This window comes from Streptomyces sp. BPTC-684 (assembly GCF_030028635.1).
GTDB classification, from domain to species: Bacteria; Actinomycetota; Actinomycetes; order Streptomycetales; family Streptomycetaceae; genus Streptomyces; species Streptomyces noboritoensis.
The window spans coordinates 1792473-1813075 of record NZ_CP124863.1 but is presented as its reverse complement, the minus strand read 5'-3'; the positions used below and the strand labels follow the sequence as shown (position 1 = coordinate 1813075).

At 68.6% G+C, this 20603-nt stretch carries 13 protein-coding genes and 3 rRNA genes; 11 read left to right on the top strand and 5 right to left on the bottom strand.

All coding sequences use genetic code 11. The features are described from left to right. Positions 1-83: 83 nt before the first annotated feature. Positions 84-347, bottom strand: a complete 264-nt coding sequence (locus QIY60_RS07975; RefSeq protein ID WP_054221840.1) for a type II toxin-antitoxin system RelE/ParE family toxin — start codon at positions 345-347, stop codon at positions 84-86. After that, entirely contained in the window at positions 340-609 is a 270-nt protein-coding gene (locus tag QIY60_RS07970; protein WP_019434848.1) for a type II toxin-antitoxin system Phd/YefM family antitoxin, read from the bottom strand. Before QIY60_RS07970 ends, QIY60_RS07975 begins: the two co-directional genes overlap by 8 nt. Positions 610-1567: 958 nt before the next feature. Between QIY60_RS07970 and QIY60_RS07965 the strand changes: the two genes are divergently transcribed. The 4 genes from QIY60_RS07965 (at position 1568) to QIY60_RS07950 (ending at position 8073) form a co-directional block, all read left to right on the top strand. Beyond that, positions 1568-3095 (top strand): 16S ribosomal RNA (locus tag QIY60_RS07965). Positions 3096-3376: 281 nt separating this feature from the next. Then, positions 3377-6500 (top strand): 23S ribosomal RNA (locus tag QIY60_RS07960). Between the two features lie 78 nt (positions 6501-6578). Further along, positions 6579-6695, top strand: a 5S ribosomal RNA gene (gene rrf / locus QIY60_RS07955). The 16S, 23S and 5S rRNA genes sit together here, the layout of an rRNA operon. 508 nt (positions 6696-7203) lie before the next feature. Beyond that, positions 7204-8073 (top strand): carbon-nitrogen hydrolase family protein, encoded by an 870-nt coding sequence (locus QIY60_RS07950; RefSeq protein WP_283141767.1) that lies wholly within the window; start codon positions 7204-7206, stop codon positions 8071-8073. Here the strand turns inward: QIY60_RS07950 and QIY60_RS07945 are convergent. Next, on the bottom strand, positions 8070-9176 hold the full coding sequence (locus QIY60_RS07945; RefSeq protein ID WP_283145853.1) for a pyridoxal-phosphate dependent enzyme: 1107 nt from the start codon (positions 9174-9176) through the stop codon (positions 8070-8072). The two genes, QIY60_RS07950 and QIY60_RS07945, sit on opposite strands and share 4 nt — an antisense overlap. Before the next feature lie 299 nt (positions 9177-9475). On the opposite strand from QIY60_RS07945, the gene QIY60_RS07940 reads away from it, so the two are divergent. The 7 genes from QIY60_RS07940 to QIY60_RS07910 all read left to right on the top strand — a co-directional run bounded on the left by QIY60_RS07940 (position 9476) and on the right by QIY60_RS07910 (position 17654). Continuing rightward, on the top strand, positions 9476-11047 hold the full coding sequence (locus QIY60_RS07940; protein ID WP_283141766.1) for a S8 family peptidase: 1572 nt from the start codon (positions 9476-9478) through the stop codon (positions 11045-11047). A gap of 119 nt (positions 11048-11166) precedes the next feature. Beyond that, entirely contained in the window at positions 11167-12426 is a 1260-nt protein-coding gene (locus QIY60_RS07935) for a DUF4190 domain-containing protein (RefSeq protein ID WP_283141765.1), read from the top strand. 146 nt (positions 12427-12572) lie between these two features. Further along, positions 12573-13325 (top strand): GntR family transcriptional regulator, encoded by a 753-nt coding sequence (locus QIY60_RS07930; protein WP_283141764.1) that lies wholly within the window; start codon positions 12573-12575, stop codon positions 13323-13325. Between the two features lie 245 nt (positions 13326-13570). Further along, positions 13571-13750, top strand: a complete 180-nt coding sequence (locus tag QIY60_RS07925; protein ID WP_101389883.1) for an SPOR domain-containing protein — start codon at positions 13571-13573, stop codon at positions 13748-13750. Between the two features lie 90 nt (positions 13751-13840). Then, the gene (locus QIY60_RS07920; RefSeq protein ID WP_283141763.1) at positions 13841-14254 is read left to right on the top strand and encodes a (deoxy)nucleoside triphosphate pyrophosphohydrolase; all 414 of its coding nucleotides are present in this window, start codon (positions 13841-13843) and stop codon (positions 14252-14254) included. A gap of 262 nt (positions 14255-14516) precedes the next feature. Further along, positions 14517-14921 (top strand): ATP-binding protein, encoded by a 405-nt coding sequence (locus QIY60_RS07915; RefSeq protein ID WP_283141762.1) that lies wholly within the window; start codon positions 14517-14519, stop codon positions 14919-14921. A 201-nt stretch (positions 14922-15122) separates the two neighbouring features. Next, positions 15123-17654: a SpoIIE family protein phosphatase gene (locus QIY60_RS07910; protein WP_283145852.1), complete on the top strand. Its 2532-nt coding sequence runs from the start codon at positions 15123-15125 to the stop codon at positions 17652-17654. A gap of 64 nt (positions 17655-17718) precedes the next feature. On the opposite strand, the gene QIY60_RS07905 is transcribed toward QIY60_RS07910, so the two are convergent. Both QIY60_RS07905 and QIY60_RS07900 read right to left on the bottom strand, forming a co-directional pair. After that, on the bottom strand, positions 17719-18429 hold the full coding sequence (locus QIY60_RS07905; RefSeq protein WP_283141761.1) for a PspA/IM30 family protein: 711 nt from the start codon (positions 18427-18429) through the stop codon (positions 17719-17721). Then, positions 18426-20552: a TPM domain-containing protein gene (locus QIY60_RS07900; protein ID WP_283141760.1), complete on the bottom strand. Its 2127-nt coding sequence runs from the start codon at positions 20550-20552 to the stop codon at positions 18426-18428. Before QIY60_RS07900 ends, QIY60_RS07905 begins: the two co-directional genes overlap by 4 nt. Between the last annotated feature and the right edge of the window lie 51 nt (positions 20553-20603).

Here is a 20603-nt window from a genome sequence, read left to right as displayed (position 1 = left end):
GGGTCGGACTCTGTCGAGTCCGACCCCTTCGTCGTCGCCGTGCTGGATGGGTGCTGGATATTCTGACGTGGGCTCAGCCGCAATCAGGTCTCGTAAACAGTGGACCGGTGTCCCACGTGAACGACCCAGACCACCAGCTCCCCGTTGTCGATCGTGTAGACGACGCGGTAGTCGCCGACGCGCAGACGGCGTCGTTCGGGCTGGGACACGAGTGCGGTGGTGTTGAAGCCGAGAGGATCGGTCTCCAGCTCGGTCAGCTTGGCCAGGATGCGCAGCGCCATGTCGCGGGGGATCTTGCGAAGCTCGGCCTGCGCCTCGGGGCGGAAGACGGTTCGGTACTCACTCACCGCGTGCCAGCGTCTCCCTCATGATGTCCTCGATCGGGATGCCGGGCGCGGGGTTGGCCATGCGCTCGTCGATGATCCGATTGATCTCGCGTTCTTCCCACTCCTGGTACTTGCGCAGTACCTCGATGGAGACGACGGCGGCGACTTCCTTGCCTCGGCGGGTGATTACCGTGGGAACGTCGTCGCGGTCTGCGCGCTCCACGACTTCCGCCAAGTGCGCGCGCACGTCGCGGATGGACTCTATGGGCAGCGGCTGTGTCATGCGCTCAAGCGTACCGAGTGTCCCATGTGTACACAATGGGCCATGGTGCTGGGCGGACCCACCGCGGCGCGGTCGTGTGATGGATGTGCTGGATGAACGCGCACCGTGCTGGATCGGTGCTGGATGGGCACTTCGAAAACCGCGTTTTCGCAGGTCGGAGCCCTGTGCTGAACGTTCCGCTTCAACGTCTGACGATACGTCGACACATGTGCCCGATCCGCGTGCTGGCGGGTCGGGCACATGCGTCTGTCCGCGGGAAGCCCTCGACCCCGTGATGCGGGCCGGTGGGCCGAGGGCCGGCCGGGGGTGTCATCCCCAGTGGGGATGGCGTCGGACTCGTTCGCCGAGCGTGAGGCGTCCGTCGAGAACGTGCCCGGGGGGGTACGCCCCAGGACCAGAGTTGACACGGGGTTCCCCGATCCGTACAGTCCTTCGAGCTGTTCGACGTGAGCACCGACTCCGGTCGGCCCCGGGCAGTCATTCCGCGAGATCCACAGAAGCTGACGGTGCTTTGTCGTGCCGTTCCGCCTTCCGTGCGCTTTCGCGAAATGAGGAATCCGCGTCCGAAGGTTGAGCGCGAGCCGCCCGATTAGCTCGGGGGGAGGTATTCCGCTAAAGTCTCACTCGTCGGAACGGCCCAACAGCCGGAAGACAACCCCCTCTGACTGGGAATCAGACGCCGAAAGGATCTGATAGAGTCGGAAACGAAGGAAGCGCCCGGAGGGCCCGGAAACGGGAACAAAGGAAGCGTCCGTACCTTGAGAACTCAACAGCGTGCCAAAAGTCAACGCCAGATTGACAACCCCGGCCCATCCCTTGTGGTGGGTTGGAGGTTCCTTTGAAAAGTCCATCCGCTTGCGGGTGGCAATTACACAGCGAGGACGCTGAGGATAACCGGCCTTATTCCGGCCTGGTTGTTCCGCTCTTTCGTGTGTGCGCACCGGATGACCGGTACACATTCATGGAGAGTTTGATCCTGGCTCAGGACGAACGCTGGCGGCGTGCTTAACACATGCAAGTCGAACGATGAAGCCTTTCGGGGTGGATTAGTGGCGAACGGGTGAGTAACACGTGGGCAATCTGCCCTTCACTCTGGGACAAGCCCTGGAAACGGGGTCTAATACCGGATACGACCCGCCGAGGCATCTCGGTGGGTGGAAAGCTCCGGCGGTGAAGGATGAGCCCGCGGCCTATCAGCTTGTTGGTGGGGTGATGGCCTACCAAGGCGACGACGGGTAGCCGGCCTGAGAGGGCGACCGGCCACACTGGGACTGAGACACGGCCCAGACTCCTACGGGAGGCAGCAGTGGGGAATATTGCACAATGGGCGAAAGCCTGATGCAGCGACGCCGCGTGAGGGATGACGGCCTTCGGGTTGTAAACCTCTTTCAGCAGGGAAGAAGCGCAAGTGACGGTACCTGCAGAAGAAGCGCCGGCTAACTACGTGCCAGCAGCCGCGGTAATACGTAGGGCGCAAGCGTTGTCCGGAATTATTGGGCGTAAAGAGCTCGTAGGCGGCTTGTCACGTCGGATGTGAAAGCCCGGGGCTTAACCCCGGGTCTGCATTCGATACGGGCTAGCTAGAGTGTGGTAGGGGAGATCGGAATTCCTGGTGTAGCGGTGAAATGCGCAGATATCAGGAGGAACACCGGTGGCGAAGGCGGATCTCTGGGCCATTACTGACGCTGAGGAGCGAAAGCGTGGGGAGCGAACAGGATTAGATACCCTGGTAGTCCACGCCGTAAACGTTGGGAACTAGGTGTTGGCGACATTCCACGTCGTCGGTGCCGCAGCTAACGCATTAAGTTCCCCGCCTGGGGAGTACGGCCGCAAGGCTAAAACTCAAAGGAATTGACGGGGGCCCGCACAAGCAGCGGAGCATGTGGCTTAATTCGACGCAACGCGAAGAACCTTACCAAGGCTTGACATATACCGGAAACGGCCAGAGATGGTCGCCCCCTTGTGGTCGGTATACAGGTGGTGCATGGCTGTCGTCAGCTCGTGTCGTGAGATGTTGGGTTAAGTCCCGCAACGAGCGCAACCCTTGTTCTGTGTTGCCAGCATGCCCTTCGGGGTGATGGGGACTCACAGGAGACTGCCGGGGTCAACTCGGAGGAAGGTGGGGACGACGTCAAGTCATCATGCCCCTTATGTCTTGGGCTGCACACGTGCTACAATGGCCGGTACAATGAGCTGCGATGCCGTGAGGCGGAGCGAATCTCAAAAAGCCGGTCTCAGTTCGGATTGGGGTCTGCAACTCGACCCCATGAAGTCGGAGTTGCTAGTAATCGCAGATCAGCATTGCTGCGGTGAATACGTTCCCGGGCCTTGTACACACCGCCCGTCACGTCACGAAAGTCGGTAACACCCGAAGCCGGTGGCCCAACCCCCTTGCGGGGAGGGAGCTGTCGAAGGTGGGACTGGCGATTGGGACGAAGTCGTAACAAGGTAGCCGTACCGGAAGGTGCGGCTGGATCACCTCCTTTCTAAGGAGCACAGTACCGATTGCAGGCAAATGTTCTGCACGGTCAGCTCATGGGTGGAACGTTGACTATTCGGCACGGTTTTCAAGGGTTCACTAGTACTGCTTCGGCGTGGAACGTGGGTCTGAGGGAGCCGGGCCGGGCACGCTGTTGGGTGTCTGAAGGCACGGGCATAGCCCCGCTGGTCTTCGGTATGCCGGCCCCAGTGCACTCGAACCGGTTGGTTCGGGGTGATGGGTGGCTGGTCGTTGTTTGAGAACTGCACAGTGGACGCGAGCATCTGTGGCCAAGTTTTTAAGGGCGCACGGTGGATGCCTTGGCACCAGGAACCGATGAAGGACGTGGGAGGCCACGATAGTCCCCGGGGAGCCGTCAACCAGGCTTTGATCCGGGGGTTTCCGAATGGGGAAACCCGGCAGTCGTCATGGGCTGTCACCCATGCCTGAACACATAGGGCATGTGGAGGGAACGAGGGGAAGTGAAACATCTCAGTACCCTCAGGAAGAGAAAACAACCGTGATTCCGGGAGTAGTGGCGAGCGAAACCGGATGAGGCCAAACCTACGACGTGTGATACCCGGCAGGGGTTGCGTCGTGGGGGTTGTGGGATCTCTTTGCTGTCGTCTGCCGGCGACAGGACGAGTCAGAAACCGTTGATGTAGGCGAAGGACATGCGAAAGGTCCGGCGTAGAGGGTAAGACCCCCGTAGCTGAAACGTCAACGGCTCGTTTAAGAGACACCCAAGTAGCACGGGGCCCGAGAAATCCCGTGTGAATCTGGCGGGACCACCCGTTAAGCCTAAATATTCCCTGGTGACCGATAGCGGATAGTACCGTGAGGGAATGGTGAAAAGTACCGCGGGAGCGGAGTGAAATAGTACCTGAAACCGTGTGCCTACAAGCCGTGGGAGCGTCGCGTTGAGTACTTGTACTCAACGTCGTGACTGCGTGCCTTTTGAAGAATGAGCCTGCGAGTTAGCGGTGTGTAGCGAGGTTAACCCGTGTGGGGAAGCCGTAGCGAAAGCGAGTCCGAACAGGGCGTTTGAGTTGCACGCTCTAGACCCGAAGCGGAGTGATCTAGCCATGGGCAGGTTGAAGCGGAGGTAAGACTTCGTGGAGGACCGAACCCACCAGGGTTGAAAACCTGGGGGATGACCTGTGGTTAGGGGTGAAAGGCCAATCAAACTCCGTGATAGCTGGTTCTCCCCGAAATGCATTTAGGTGCAGCGTCGTGTGTTTCTTGCCGGAGGTAGAGCACTGGATAGGCGATGGGCCCTACCGGGTTACTGACCTTAGCCAAACTCCGAATGCCGGTAAGTGAGAGCGCGGCAGTGAGACTGTGGGGGATAAGCTCCATGGTCGAGAGGGAAACAGCCCAGAGCATCGACTAAGGCCCCTAAGCGTACGCTAAGTGGGAAAGGATGTGGAGTCGCAGAGACAACCAGGAGGTTGGCTTAGAAGCAGCCACCCTTGAAAGAGTGCGTAATAGCTCACTGGTCAAGTGATTCCGCGCCGACAATGTAGCGGGGCTCAAGCGTACCGCCGAAGTCGTGTCATTGCAGCATGAGGGCCAACGCCCGCTGTGATGGGTAGGGGAGCGTCGTGTGCCGGGTGAAGCCGCAGCGGAAGCTAGTGGTGGACGGTTCACGAGTGAGAATGCAGGCATGAGTAGCGATACACACGTGAGAAACGTGTGCGCCGATTGACTAAGGGTTCCTGGGTCAAGCTGATCTGCCCAGGGTAAGTCGGGACCTAAGGCGAGGCCGACAGGCGTAGTCGATGGACAACCGGTTGATATTCCGGTACCCGCTTTGAAACGCCCAATATCGAATCCATTAATGCTAAGGCCGTGAAGCCGTTCCGGACCCTTCGGGGAAAGGAAAGTGGTGGAGCCGTCGACCCGAGGTGGTAGTAGGTAAGCGATGGGGTGACGCAGGAAGGTAGTCCAGCCCGGGCGGTGGTTGTCCCGGGGTAAGGGTGTAGGCCGTGTGGTAGGCAAATCCGTCACACGTTAAGGCTGAGACCTGATGCCGAGCCGATTGTGGTGAAGTGGATGATCCTATGCTGTCGAGAAAAGCCTCTAGCGAGTTTCATGGCGGCCCGTACCCTAAACCGACTCAGGTGGTCAGGTAGAGAATACCGAGGCGTTCGGGTGAACTATGGTTAAGGAACTCGGCAAAATGCCCCCGTAACTTCGGGAGAAGGGGGGCCATCACCGGTGATCGGATTTACTCCGTGAGCTGGGGGTGGCCGCAGAGACCAGCGAGAAGCGACTGTTTACTAAAAACACAGGTCCGTGCGAAGCCGTAAGGCGATGTATACGGACTGACGCCTGCCCGGTGCTGGAACGTTAAGGGGACCGGTTAGCTCCATTTCGGTGGGGCGAAGCTGAGAACTTAAGCGCCAGTAAACGGCGGTGGTAACTATAACCATCCTAAGGTAGCGAAATTCCTTGTCGGGTAAGTTCCGACCTGCACGAATGGCGTAACGACTTCTCGACTGTCTCAACCATAGGCCCGGTGAAATTGCACTACGAGTAAAGATGCTCGTTTCGCGCAGCAGGACGGAAAGACCCCGGGACCTTTACTACAGTTTGATATTGGTGTTCGGTTCGGCTTGTGTAGGATAGGTGGGAGACTGTGAACTCTGGACGCCAGTTCAGGGGGAGTCGTCGTTGAAATACCACTCTGGTCGTGCTGGATGTCTAACCTGGGTCCGTGATCCGGATCAGGGACAGTGTCTGATGGGTAGTTTAACTGGGGCGGTTGCCTCCTAAAGAGTAACGGAGGCGCCCAAAGGTTCCCTCAGCCTGGTTGGCAATCAGGTGTTGAGTGTAAGTGCACAAGGGAGCTTGACTGTGAGACCGACGGGTCGAGCAGGGACGAAAGTCGGGACTAGTGATCCGGCGGTGGCTTGTGGAAGCGCCGTCGCTCAACGGATAAAAGGTACCCCGGGGATAACAGGCTGATCTTCCCCAAGAGTCCATATCGACGGGATGGTTTGGCACCTCGATGTCGGCTCGTCGCATCCTGGGGCTGGAGTCGGTCCCAAGGGTTGGGCTGTTCGCCCATTAAAGCGGTACGCGAGCTGGGTTTAGAACGTCGTGAGACAGTTCGGTCCCTATCCGCTGTGCGCGTAGGAGTCTTGAGAAGGGCTGTCCCTAGTACGAGAGGACCGGGACGGACGAACCTCTGGTGTGCCAGTTGTCCTGCCAAGGGCATGGCTGGTTGGCTACGTTCGGAAAGGATAACCGCTGAAAGCATCTAAGCGGGAAGCCTGCTTCGAGATGAGGGCTCCCACCACCTTCGAGTGGGTAAGGCTCCCAGTAGACGACTGGGTTGATAGGCCAGATGTGGAAGCCTCGTAAGGGGTGGAGCTGACTGGTACTAATAGGCCGAGGGCTTGTCCTCAGTTGCTCGCGTCCACTGTGTTAGTTCTGAAATAACGAACGGCCGTGTTGTTGCCCGGTTTCGTTAATTTCATAGTGTTTCGGTGGTCATAGCGTTAGGGAAACGCCCGGTTACATTCCGAACCCGGAAGCTAAGCCTTTCAGCGCCGATGGTACTGCAGGGGGGACCCTGTGGGAGAGTAGGACACCGCCGAACAAATTTTGGGAAAAGCCCCGTACCGGTAACCGGTACGGGGCTTTTCTGCGTTCAGGCTGGCCGTCATGGATCCTGGGGCGTCATTCTCGTCCTGGACGAGATGCCGACGGCGACGGCAGCCATCGACTCGTGATGGAAGCAGCCGCCACTGACAATCGGCCTGCCCCTCCCGGACGAGGATCAGCCCGCGCTCGACGAGCCCCTGAACCACAGCTCCGAGTCGCGGTACCAGCTCCCGCTGCTCGTCCTCGGAGTAGCTGCGCGGAGGCGGGGCGTCTTCGGCGCCGGCCCAACGCAGGGCGATGCCGTGCGCCTGGATCGCCCCGACCAACGGCCCCTGGGACAGGGCCCGGCGCACCAGTGTCTGTTCGGTGAGGGGCAGGGAGTCCCAGGAATGCACTGTCCCCGTCCATATCCGTTGTTGTGAGCTCGAACCCCTCATTCGCGCCGGTGCACCTTCAAGCGCCGCGTGACGGAGTCAGGTGTCGGCTGTGATCGAATTCCATACGTGACTGCCTTCGCCATACCCTCCCGCCCCCTCCGCATCGCCACCGCCCAGGCGCCCGTCGCCCCCGGTGACGTCGTCGCCAACGCCGCCACCGCCGCCCGGCTCGTCCGGGGTGCCGGGGATGGTGGGGCGCGGGTCGTCGTGCTTGCCGAGAAGTTCCTCAGCGGGTACGAGCCCGAGCTCATCCGAGCCGATCCCGAGCGGTGTGCCGTGAACGGGCTCGGGGACCCCCGCCTCGCCCCCGTCGTGGCCGCCTGCCGGGAGAGCGGGGTGGTCGCGGTCGTCGGGGCCGCGGTGTACGACGGCGGCGAGCTGTTCGTATCCGCCCTGGTCGTCGACGGGGACGGGGTCCGCGCGCGGTACGACAAGCAGACGCTGTTCAAGGCCGAACGTGCTGTGTACCGGCACGGCTCCGCCGGTCTCACCCTCGATGTGGACGACTGGCGGCTCGGGCTCGGGGTCTGTTACGACTCCGGCTTCCCCGAGCACGCGCGGGCGGCGGCGCTGGACGGCTGCCACGCGTACGTGGTGGGCGCGCTGTTCGGTGTCGGCAACGGGTACCACGAGTCGCGGATCTGGTTCCCCGCGCGGGCCTTGGACAACACGGTGTACGCGGTCCTCGCCAACCACGTCGGACGGACGGGGGAGTGGGAGACCTGCGGGAGCAGTGCCGTGTGGGGGCCGGACGGACGCGTCGTGGCGGAAGCCGGGCCCGACGGTGAAGAGATCGTCTTCGCCGACCTGGACCCCGCCGCCCTGCACGCCGCCCGCGAGGCCGAGCCGATGCTGCGCGATCTGCGGGATACGTCAGTGATGCCCAGGCGTGTCGTACGGGTGGAGGCGGCGACACCACCCGTACCGCACGCTTAACCCGCCGCCAACCCCGTCTTCAGCCCCGCCCCGCACAGCGGAACCACCGCGTCACGCCCTACTAGGGCCGACGGTGACGCGGTGACCGCCGCCCAGCACGCCACCCCCGTCGACTCGACGAACAGCCCGCGTCCGGCGAGGTCGCGCTGCGCCGCGCGGATCTGGTCCTCCGTCACCGTCAGGAACGTGCCGCCGGATTCGCGTACCGCCCGGAGGATCTGGCGGCCCCGGGGCGGGCGGGGGATCGCGATGCCCTCGGCCAGGGTGTCGGCGGCCTCCGCGTCCGCGGGATCGTCCGCGCCCGCCCGGAACGCCGTCGCCAGCGGCGACACCGCCTCCGCCTGGACCGCGATCAGGGCGGGGCGCTCGGGGATCAGGCCGTGCGCGTACAGCTCCGCCGTGGCGAGCGCGGCGCCGAGCAGCAGGGTGCCGTTGCCGACCGGGACGACGATCGCGCCGGGCAGCCGGCCGCCCAGGTCCTCCCACAGCTCGTAGACGTACGTCTTGGTGCCGTGCAGGAAGTACGGGTTGAAGACGTGCGAGGCGTAGAACGTGCCGGGGGTGTCGGCGGCCGCCCTGGCCGCGCGGGCCGTGGCCTCCCGGTCGCCGGGGACGCGCTCGACCCGGGCCCCGTGCGCCCCGATCTGCTCGACCTTCTTCGGCGAGGTGGCCTCGGGCACGTACACCGTGCACGGCAGCCCGGCGCGGGCCAGATACGCGGCGAACGACGTGCCCGCGTTGCCGCTGCTGTCGGCGACCACGCGCTCGGGCGCCAGGCGCCGGGCCAGCTCGGCGAGCACGACCGCGCCCCGGTCCTTGAAGGACAGCGTCGGCATCAGGAAGTCCAGCTTCGCCGAGACCGTGTCGGTGAGCGGCACCAGCGGTGTGCGCCCCTCGCCCAGGGTGACCGGTGGCGGGCCGTCGAGCGGCAGGGCCTCCGCGTACCGCCACAGCGAACCGACGCGCCCGGCAAGCGACTTCAGGTCCACGGCCCCGGCGGCGAAGTCCAGGTCCCACGGGCCCCCGCAGGCCGGGCAGCGCCAGGGGGCGGCGGCCTCGACGGGGACCCGGGTGCCGTCTTGGGGGCAGCGGTACGCCCCCAGGACGGCACCCGGACGTCCGGAGGGCTCGGGCCGCTCGGGATACCGCGTGTTCGTATGTGTCATACAGCGACCCTAGAACGTCGTTTATGACGGCACGTCATGTCAGTGGCATGGCGCTCGTGTTACACCGTCGCCGCACCTCTTGTGGGTTTCCTGTGCGTCCGCCAATCTCCACCGCAGAGGTGCAGGGCGGGCCGCAATCGCTGCCTTGTCATGTTCCTGTCGCACAACGCGTACCACCCGCACCACACGGCACACCCCCCCCACCGGCGCACCACCTGATGAGGAGGACCCCTCACATGTCCGTGATGCGTACGTCCCGAAGAATCGCCGCAGCCGGCGCGGTCGGCGTGACCGCCGCCGCCCTCGCGCTCGGCGCGTCCCTCGCCGTCCCGGCCGCAGCCACCCCCGCCCCGCAGGCCCGCATCGAGAACGCGGGCGCCGCCGACGCCGTTCCCGGCAGCTACCTCGTGACCCTCAAGGACTCGGCGGCGCGCGCCGATTCCGCGTCGGGGCGGGCGATAGCCGAGCGGTACGGCGCGAGCGTCAAGCGCACGTACCACCGGGCCGTCAACGGCTACGCGGTCGCGCTCGACGAGGCGCGGGCCAGGAAGCTCGCCGCCGACCCGGCCGTGCGGTCGGTCGTCCAGAACCGCGTCCTCCACGTCGACACCACCCAGCCCAACCCGCCCTCCTGGGGCCTGGACCGCATCGACCAGAAGGCCCTCCCGCTGGACAAGAGCTACACGTACCCCGACTCGGCCGGGTCCGGGGTGACCGCGTACGTCATCGACACCGGAGTCCGCATCACCCACACGGACTTCGGCGGCCGCGCGTCGTACGGCTATGACGCGATCGACAACGACAACACCGCCCAGGACGGCCACGGCCACGGCACGCACGTCGCCGCGAACGTCGCGGGCACCTCGTACGGCGTCGCCAAGAAGGCGAAGATCGTCGCCGTGCGCGTGCTGAACAACTCCGGTTCCGGCACCACCGACCAGGTCGTCGCGGGCATCGACTGGGTGACCCAGCACGCCGTGAAGCCCGCCGTCGCCAACATGTCGCTCGGCGGCGGCGTCGACTCCGTACTCGACCAGGCCGTCAAGAACTCCATCGCCTCCGGCGTCACCTACGCCGTCGCCGCCGGCAACGACAACCAGAACGCCTCCAACCACTCCCCGGCGCGCGTCCCCGAGGCCATCACGGTCGGCGCCACCACCAGCACGGACGCCCGCTCCAGCTTCTCCAACTACGGCAGCCTGCTCGACCTCTTCGCGCCCGGCTCCTCCATCACCTCGGCGTGGAACAGCAGCGACACCGCCACGAACACCATCTCCGGCACCTCGATGGCGACCCCGCACGTCACCGGTGCGGCCGCCCTCTACCTGGCCGACCACCCCTCGTCCACCCCGGCCCAGGTCGCCTCGGGCCTGGTGGCGGCGGCCACCACCGGCGTGGTCGGCAACCCGGGCTCCGGCTCGCCGAACCGGTTGCTGAACGTCGGCACCTCCACCCAGCCGCCCGGGAAGCGGTTCGAGAACACCGCCGACTACGCGATCAACGACAACTCCACCGTCGAGTCCCCGGTCACCGTCAGCGGCGTCACGGGCAACGCGCCCTCGGCCCTCGCCGTCGAGGTCCACATCAAGCACACCTACATCGGCGACCTCCAGGTCCAGCTGATCGCCCCCGACGGCTCCGCCTACACCCTCAAGGGGTACGGGACCGGCGGCAGCAGCGACGACATCAACACCACCTACACCGTCGACGCCTCCTCCGAGGTGGCCAACGGCACCTGGAAGCTGAGGGTCAGCGACAACGCCGACCTGGACACCGGGAAGATCGACTCCTGGGCGCTCCAGTTCTGACCCGCCGTCCCACCCCGAACGGCTGAGGAAGGGGGCGGTCCGCTTCGGCGGCCGCCCCTGTCGGGTCCCGCGTACGATTCGCGCAGCAGTTCGCTGACCTCGACGAGGAGCCCTCACCCGTGGACATACCGCCGCCGCCCGCGCCCGAGCCGCCTTCGCAGCCGGGCCAGGGCCACGGCCCCGGCTGGCCGCCGCCCCCTCCGGGGCCGCAGCAGCCCTGGTACCCGTATCCGCAGCCGTATCCGCAGCCGTTCCAGGAGCCGGCCAAGACCAGTGGTCTGGCCATCGCCTCGCTGGTCACCGGCATCGTCTGCTGTGTGCCGCCGCTCGGTCTCGTCCTGGGCGCCGTCGCCCTGGGGCGGATCAGGAAGCACGGGCAGCGCGGCAAGGGCATGGCGATCACCGGTGTGGTGCTCTCCGCGATCAGTACGGTCCTGGCCGTCGTCCTCGTCGTGAGCGGCGCGGCGAGCGCGTTCTGGGACGGGTTCCGCGACGGCATCGACGAGGTCAAGAGCACGCGCAGCACCATGGACCTGCGCAAGGGCGACTGCTTCGACGTCCCCGGCGGCGAGCTGGAGCGCGAGGTCGTGAACGTGACCATCGTGTCGTGCGCCAAGCCGCACGACGGCGAGGTCTCCGGCTCCTTCAAGCTGGACGGCTCCTCCTTCCCCGGCGACAAGGCGATCACCGCGCTCGCCGACCGCAAGTGCTGGGCCGTCGAGCAGGAGTACGCGATGGACAGCTGGGCGCTGCCGGTCGAGGCCGAGTCGTACTACTACACGCCGAGCAGCCGCAGCTGGCGGCTCGGCGACCACTCGGTCACCTGCTCCTTCGCCACCACGAGCGGCAAGCTCAAGGGCTCGGTGCGCAACGACGCCCGCCGCCTCGACGCCGACCAGATGACGTATCTACGCTCCTCCAACGCCTATGACCGGGTGCTGGCCGCCGGTCCCGACCGGGACCGGGTCGAGGACGACCTCCCCGCCTTCAAGAAGTGGGCCGGGCAGGTCTCCCAGGTGCTGGGCCAGGAGAGCGCCCGGCTGCGCGAGCACAGCTGGCCCGCCGCTGCCGAGGCGCGGGTGCGCGACCGCGCCAAGGAGGCCGAGCTGGCGGGCAAGGAGTGGGCGAAGGCGGCCGGCGCCGCCGACGCCGAGGCCTTCTACCTCCACTCGGGCGCGGCGGACCGCGCCCTGCGGCAGGCCACCGAGGTCGCCGCGCGGGGCGCCCTGCACCTGGCCACCACGCCGCCCGCCACCGACTCCGGGGGCAGCAGCGGCGGTTCGGGCGGCGCCGACGGCGGCACGGACAGCGGTGGCACGGAGGAGCCGGGCTCCGGAACGGGCAGCGGAACCGGAAGCGAAGGTTCCAAAGCGGTCTGAGAGCGGTCCGGGACGGGTAGTCGTACCCGCGGTATTCCCTGGGCACGGGCAAGTCATCACTTCGAGTGAAACTCTGGCCTTGGCTTGCGGCGCACAACCCACGGTTGCCACGCTGTTGCAGTCTGTCAACCTGATGGGAGTGGCCAGTGACTTTCGGTGAGCAGCCGGCTTATCTGCGCGTAGCCAGCGATCTCCGGCAGAAGATCGTCAGTGGTTCACTGCCACCGCACACCCGCCTCCCCTCACAGGCCCGCATCCGCGAGGAGTACGGGGTCTCCGACACGGTCGCCCTGGAGGCCCGCAAGGTCCTGATGGCCGAGGGCCTGGTCGAGGGGCGCTCCGGGTCCGGTACGTACGTGAGGGAGCGCCCCGTCCCGCGCCGCGTGGCCCGCTCCGGGTTCCGCCCGGCCAAGGGGGCCAGCCCGTTCCGCCAGGAGCAGGCCGAGGACGGTACCCGGGGCACCTGGGAGTCGAGCAGCGAGCAGGAGGCGGCGTCCGCCGAGATCGCCGGGCGGCTCGGCATCGCCCCGGGGGACCGGGTGATGCGCACCCGGTACGTGTACCGGGACGCGGGCGAGCAGATGATGCTCTCCACCTCCTGGGAGCCGCTCGCGGTGACCGGGCGCACGCCCGTGATGCTGCCCGAGGAGGGGCCGCTCGGGGGGTGCGGCGTCGTCGAGCGGATGGCCGCGATCGACGTGATCGTGGACAACGTCGTGGAGGAGGTCGGTGCGCGCCCGGGGCTGGCGGAGGAGCTCATGGCGCTCGGCGGCGTCCCGGGCCATGTGGTGCTCGCCATCGAGCGGACGTACTACGCGTCGGGGCGCGCGGTGGAGACGGCCGACGTGGTCGTCCCCGCCGACCGGTACCGGATCGCGTACCACCTGCCGGTGAAGTAGGTGGGGTGGGTGAACCGGGTCGCCGTAGCGGTGTCGGCGGCGGGCTGACCCAGGGTCAACTCCCTTGACGGGGGCGCACTCGACGGAGTGCGCCCCCGTTGTCTTGCCCTCGCGTGGCCGGATCCGTATCTCTTTGTGTAAACGCGGATCCGCTGAGTGAAGGTCAGGCGTAGGCTCGGGCATATGCGGAATGCGGTTTCCTGGGGATCTTCACCGACCTGCACGCCGACAGCGGGAGGGGCGCGATGAACGACGGTGGCGTGGTGCTTTCCTGGCAGGTCATACGGCAGGACGACAACGGCAACCGCTACCGCGTCGGCAGGTACGCCACCCGGGCCGAGGCCCAGAAGATCGTCGACAGCCTCGATGACCTGGGACATCACCGGCTCTACTGGGTCGAGAGGATCGCCCAGCCGGCGCAGTAGCAGGGCGCCCGGCGGGTGTGGACGGGGAGGCGGGGCCGGACGGCGGCCCGCCGGACCGGACGCCTCCGGGCGCGGGTTACGCTCCGGCGCATGGACGTTCGTGTGGTGGTGGCCGGAGCCGTGTTCGACAGGGGCAGGCTGCTCGCCGCGCGCCGCAGCGCCCCGCCCGAGCTGGCCGGGCGCTGGGAGCTGCCCGGCGGCAAGGTGGAGCCGGGTGAGCGCCCCGAGGACGCCTTGGTGCGCGAGCTGCGCGAGGAACTGGGCGTGGAGGCCGAGCCGCTGGAGCGGATCCCGGGGGAGTGGCCGCTGAAGCCCGGGCTTGTGCTGCGGGTGTGGACCGCCCGCCTGCTCTCCGGCGAGCCCCGTCCCCTGGAGGACCACGACGCCCTGCGCTGGCTCGCCCCCGACGAGACCGACGAGGTCGACTGGCTGCCGCAGGATCGGCCTGCGGTGGGGGAGGCTGCGCGGATGCTGGCGGCGAGGGAGAGCCGGGCGGGGTACTGACCCCGGGACGAGGGGGGCTCGGGGCGGGGAAGGTGCTTACCGGCGCACACAGGGTGCCGCTGTGCCCACCCTCCACCAAGCTCTCGGCTTCGCTCGAGCAGGGGGGACCCCCATCGCCCCAGCGGCACGTATGCCCACAGCGGTGGCCGTGTACGCCCCTACTCCGTTCGTGGCACCACGCGTCCCATCAGGGGATAGCTGACCCCAAATATCGGGTATGTGGCTATTAATCCTTCTAAACCCCCCGAAGAGTCGGATGCGGGTGAGCGGTGTGATCGACACCTCCGGTGGCTGCGCCGAGTGGACTTTCCCGGCGGAGGCCAACGCCGTGCGCACCGCGCGTCACGCCGTCCGGGACACCCTGCGCAGCTGGGCGCTGGACCCTGCGGTCAGCGATGTGGCGGTGCTGCTGGTCAGTGAGCTCGTGACCAATTCCCTGCGGTACGCATCGGGCCCCATCGGCGTCCGGTTGGCCCGCCACGACCCCGGCGCCCTGCTGGTGGAGGTCTCCGACCCGCTGCCGGAAGAGCCCGTCGAGCGGGACGCCGGACCGGACGACGAAGGGGGCCGGGGCCTTCAGTTGGTGGCTTGTTCTGCACGGCGCTGGGGGACCAGACGCGGCAGGACGGGCAAGACCGTGTGGTTCGAGCTGGCCCTGCCGGGTTAGAAGGAGGGAGGGACGAACGATCACGACCCGTTCGGACGGCCAGGTCGGAAGACGGCCGGAAAAGAACGAGACCGGGATGTGATCGTGAACGCCGTGTCGGTGGGGGCCGTAGTACTGAATACTGCGGTCAAGGCCGGTCCGGTGCGGTGAGCTGGAGGGGACGGTCGCGTGAGCGAGATACCTGAGACGGCTGGCGGCGTCGTGTGGCAGAGCAGCCCGCCTGGCTCGATCTATGACTACATCAGGGTCGCCTCGTTCTCGATCGGGCCCGACGGGCTGATCGAGCAGTGGAGCCTGCGGGCCGAGGAGCAGTTCGGGCTGTCCGCCCGCGAGGTCGTGGGAATCGACCCGGTCGACGCCTTCATGCCCCCTGAGCTGCGCTCCCAAGGTCACCGCCGGGTCGCCGAGATCCTCGACGGGCGCGAGTGGACCGGCCTGGTCCCGTTTCGCACGCCGGAGCGGGAGGGGCGGCACGGGCTCGCCGAGCTCTATGTGATGCCGAGTGAGACCGCGGCCGGGGAACGCGGCGCGCTCTGTATCGTCGTCGACGTCCGGGCGCTGCGCGGCATAGAGACGGATCTTGCCGCCTCGCAGGCCATTTTCGGCCAATCTCCCTTCGGCTTCCTGCTGTTCGGTACGGACCTTACCGTCCTGCGCGCCAACAGGCGCTTCGCCACCGTCTTCGGCGGCGAACCCGACGAGCACCGCGGCCGCACCGTCCACGACTATCTGGGCCGCGGCGAGGCCGACCGGATGGCCGCCGCCCTCCGGCGCGTCCTCGACACCGGCGAGGCCGTCACCGACCTCCAGCTCGTCGGCACCGCGCCCGGCGACCCGGCCCGCCGCCACTGGTCGATCAACCTCTACCGGGTGCACAGCGGCACCGGCCGGCCCATCGGCGTCGCCAGCCTCGGCATCGACGTGACCCGCCGTCACAACGCCGCCCGGGAGGCCGCCGACGCCCGCCGCAACCTCGCCCTGCTCAACGAGGCGGGCAACCGCATAGGCAACTCCCTCGACCTGGAGACCACCGCCCGCGAGCTCCTCGACGTCGCCGTCCCCGGCTTCTGCGACCTGGCCTCCGTCGACCTCTACCAGGCGCTGCTCGCCGGGGACGAGGCCATCCAGAGCCGCGCCGACGGCAGCGCCGAGCTGCGCCGGGTCGCCTTCGCCAGCGCCGTCTCGGACGCGCCGCCCACCCTCACCGGCGGCACCGCCCCGACCGCGTCCGTCTCCGTGGGGGACGTCCACCGCTACTCCTTCCACTCGCCCTGCGCCGACGCCCTGCGCACCGGCCGTCTGCACGCCGTACCGGGCGCCGAGGGCAGCCTGGTGCACACCACGCTCGCCGTCCCGATGGTCGCCCACGACACCGTCGTCGGCCTCGTCCAGTTCTCCCGCGCCAAGGGCAGCGAGCCCTTCGGCGAGCGCGACCGCGCCCTCGCCACCGAACTCGCCTCCCGCGCCGCCGTCTGCATCGACAACGCCCGCCTCTACCGGAGGGAGCACGAGCGCGCGCTGATACTGCAGCGCTCCCTGCTCCCGCCCGGCGACCCCGAGGCCGCCGGGCTGGACATCGCCTGCCGCTATCTGCCGGGCAACGCCGCCACCGAGGTCGGCGGCGACTGGTTCGACGTCATCGAACTCCCCGGCCACCGCACCGCCCTGGTCGTCGGCGACGTGATGGGCCGCGGTCTGCGGGCCGCCGTCGCCATGGGCGAACTGCGCACCGCCGTACGGACCCTGGCCATGCTCGACCTGGAGCCCGCCGAAGTGCTCTCGCACCTGGACGAGATCGCCCGGGGCCTGGGCGACCCCGGCGGCCCCGACCGCGAGGCGGGCGGGAACCGGCGCGGCCGCCCGGGCTCGCGCACCGCCCACAAGTCCCGCGAGGCCGACCTCTCCGAGGTCTACCTGGCGACCTGTGTGTACGCCGTGTACGACCCGGTGACGCGGCGCTGCTCCATCGCCAACGCGGGCCATCTGCCGCCGGTCCTGGTCGAGCCCGGCGAGCCCGCGCTGTTCCTGGACATGCCGCCCGGGCTGCCGCTCGGCGTGGGCGGGGAGCCGTTCGAGGAGATCGAGGTCGACCTCCCCGAGGGCGCCCTGCTCGCGCTCTACACCGACGGCCTCGTGGAGTCCCGCGACCACCCCCTGGACGAGGGCCTGCGGGCCTTCCGCAAGGCCATCAGCGACCCGGTCGCGGGCCTGGAGGACGTCTGCGACCAGGTCCTCAACACCCTCGACACCCGCCACGGCGAGGACGACATCGCCCTGCTCATGGCCCGCATCCAGGGCCTGCCCACGGACGCCGTCGGCGACTGGCGGCTGCCGCGCTCACCGCGCTCGGTCGGCCGCGCCCGTGAGCTCGCCCGCACCCAGCTGCTCGCCTGGGACCTGGACGACCTCGTCGACACCACCGAGCTGCTGGTCAGCGAACTCGTCACCAACGCCCTGCGGTACGGCGAGGGCGAGGTGCGGCTCCGGCTGCTGCGCGACCGTACGCTCGTCTGCGAGGTGTGGGACGCGGGTCTGGTCCAGCCGAGACGCCGGCGGGCCCGGGACACGGACGAGGGCGGCCGGGGGCTCCAGCTCGTCGGCCTGCTGAGCGCGGCGTGGGGCTCGCGCCGCACCCCGCGCGGCAAGACGGTCTGGTTCGAACTCGCCCTTCCGGACGGGGAGTCCGCACCCGTCGCCGAACTGACGGAGGAGCAACTGCTCAGCATGTTCTGACCCGGGCGCCCATACCCCGGGGCACTCACCCCCAGGGCGTGCCCTCGGCCGCCGGTGTGCCGCCCTACGTTGTCGCCTTCAACGCCGCCAACCGCGCCTCCACCTCCGCCGTGTCGCCCGGGGCGTCCAGTTGCTCGAACTGGGCGTCCAGGGACGAGGCGGCGAGCTCCCGACCGCCCCGCGCCCGCGCCTCCTCGCGCCGCAGCTTGTCCTCGAAGCGGGGTATCTCACCGGTAGGGTCGAGCAGATCGACGCCCTCAAGGCCGTCCGGCAGCCGGCTCCCCGCCGAGTCGGCCCGGGCCGCCAACTCGCCCTGCTCCGCCCTCAGTACGTCCAGCTGGGACTTCATCCGTGCCAGGCCGGACTTGAGCCTGTCCACCACCTCCACCTGTGCGGCGATCGTCGGCTCCGCCGTCCGCGCCTCGTTCTCCGACTGCACCTGTCTGCCCAGCGCCACCTTGGCGAGGCGGTCGAACCGGTCGGCCTCGTCCGCGAAGCCGCCCGCGCGCAGCCCGTCGGCCTTCCTGCTGGCCGCGACCGCCTGGTCGCCCCACTCCTTGGCGGCGGCCAGGTCCTCCACCCGGTCCAGCTCCATCAGCCGCACGTTGCCGACGGCCGCGGCCACGGCCTGCTCCGCCTCCGCGATATTGCTCGTGTACTCCCGTATCAGCTGGTCCAGCATCTTCTGCGGGTCCTCGGCCTGGTCGAGGAGCGCGTTGACGTTGGCCTTCGCCAGCCGGCCGACCCGGCCCAGTACCGACTGCCTGTCGTTCATGGCTCTTCTCCTTGCGCCGGTCCGCTTCCTGCCCCTGCCCCTGTTCCTGGAACACCGCCCGTTCCTGCTTCTGATACACCGCCCGGCCCGTTCGCGTTCCCGGTCTTCCCGAACTTCCCGAAGGTTTCCGGGCCGCCCTCGTCGGCCTGTACATCGGCCTGTTCATCACCCTGCTCGTAGGCCTGTACGTCCGCTTCCGCGAGGCCGCGCGCCTGCTGAGCCAGGGTGTCCGCCCGCCGCACCTCGGCGAGGGCGTCCGGCGCGTCCGGCCCGGCCGTCTCCTCCGCCTCCGCCTGTGCGAGGTGCCGCCGGGCCTCCGCGAGCCGGGTGCGGGCCGCGCTGCCGACCGCGTCCCGGTGGGTGGTGACGCAGTCGTCCGCCGCCGCGACGGCCGAGCGGGCGGTGAGCGCCGCCCGGTCCAGGAGCGCGCGCGAGCGGTCCGCGCCGCCCTCTCGCTCCCGTACGCCCGCCAGGGCCTCGTCCAACGCCTCCTCCAGGTCCGCCTCCGCCTCCCCGACCCGGCGCAGCGCGTCGAGCGGGTCGTACGGGCCGGCCGCCCGCGCCCGCCCGACGCCGACGAGCACCGTCTCGGCCCCGGCGACCGGCTCGCGCAGGTCGGCAGGGGGCTCCACACCGAGCTCCAGCCCCCGCGCCTCCGTCAGCGCCGACTCCGCCCCGGCGAGCGCGGCGGGCAACAGCTCCTCCGCGTCCGCGAGTTCCCGGCCCCGCCGGTCGACCGCGTCCACCAGCGCGGCCGCGTGGGCGACGGCGCCCTCGGCCGCGCGCACCTGCGCCGCGGCCTCGCCCCGGTCGTCCGTGTCGAGGGCCTGGCGGGCCGCGTTGAGGGCGGCCGTGGCGGCGACCAGGCGTTCCTTGGCCTCCTCGACATGGCCCGCGACCGGCGCGGTCGCGGACTCCGCGTACCGCTGGCGCAGTGCGGTCAGCGTCGAGTCCGCCGCGGCCGTACGCCCGGTGAGCGTGCGGAAGGCCGTCTCGACGGCTTCCAGCGCCCGCTGGGGGTCGTGCTCCAGGGCGCGCAGCGCGTCGAAGGCCTCCGACTCGGCGTCGAGCCGACGACCGGCCGCCGCGCACCGCGAGACGATCTCCCGCAGCATCCGCCGCCGTGCCGCCCCGCCCTCCTCCGGCAGCTCCGGCTCGTCGGGCGGGGCAGGGCCCTCCGGCAGGGCGAGCCCCTCCGGCGGCGGGTCGTCGTCGAGCTGCTGGCGCAGCCGGAACGCGGTGGCCAGTTCGGACCTGGCGTACGCGAGGGCCCGCGCGAACGGCCGGGCCGCCTCTTCCCCGAACTGGGCGAGGGCGAAACCCAGTTCCTCGTCACTCGTACGAATGGCTTCATCGGTGGCGACCAGGGTCCGGTCCGCCTCTGCCTCCAGGGCCGCGAGGTCGTCCGGCGCGCTGTCCTGCGGTGGGCCCGCGGCCCGCTCCCCGCCCTGCGCCCCCGCGCCCTGGGCGCTCGCGGGCGTGGTCCGGGTGGCCGTCCGCCGCTTCCTGCGCGCGTACGCGTACGCGGCCACGGCGCCCGCGACGACCAGGACGGCGACCGGCAGGACGAAGTCGCTCGCCGAGGTGGAGCCGTCGCGCCGGGCGGGCTCGGCCAGGGCGGTGTCCAGGCCCTCGGCCGCGCCGATCGCGGCCCCCGGCCAGTCGCCGCGCCGCAGGGCGGGCTCGACCGACTCGCGGGCCACCTCGCCCAGCGTCTGGTCGCTGAGCCGGAAGCCCTGGTCGACCGAGTACGCGTACTGCCGCGACCCGGTGGCGACGGCCAGCAGGACGTCGTCGCGGCCGAGCCCGTTCTTCTGCGCGGTGGTGTCGGCCCAGTCCTGGGCGGTGCGGCCGGAGAAGTCGTCCACGTAGACCGCGAAGAGCTGGACCAGGCGGTCCTCGTGGAGGCGGTCGAGCGCGGCGGCCACCTCCGGCGCGCGGTCGCCCAGCGCGTGCGCGCGGTCGGTGATCAGCCCGCTCCCGGCGAGGTCCACCGGGTCCTCGGCGTGCGCGGGTCCCGCGCCGGGCAGTGCCGCCCAGCACGTGGCCAGCAGCACGGCCACGAGGGCCCGGACGGCCCGGACGGCGATGCGGGGCCCGGTGCGACTGACACGCGGCGTCACATTTGTGAGCGTATGGCGGTATCTGCCGGTCCGCGACCGGGCGGGAGCCGC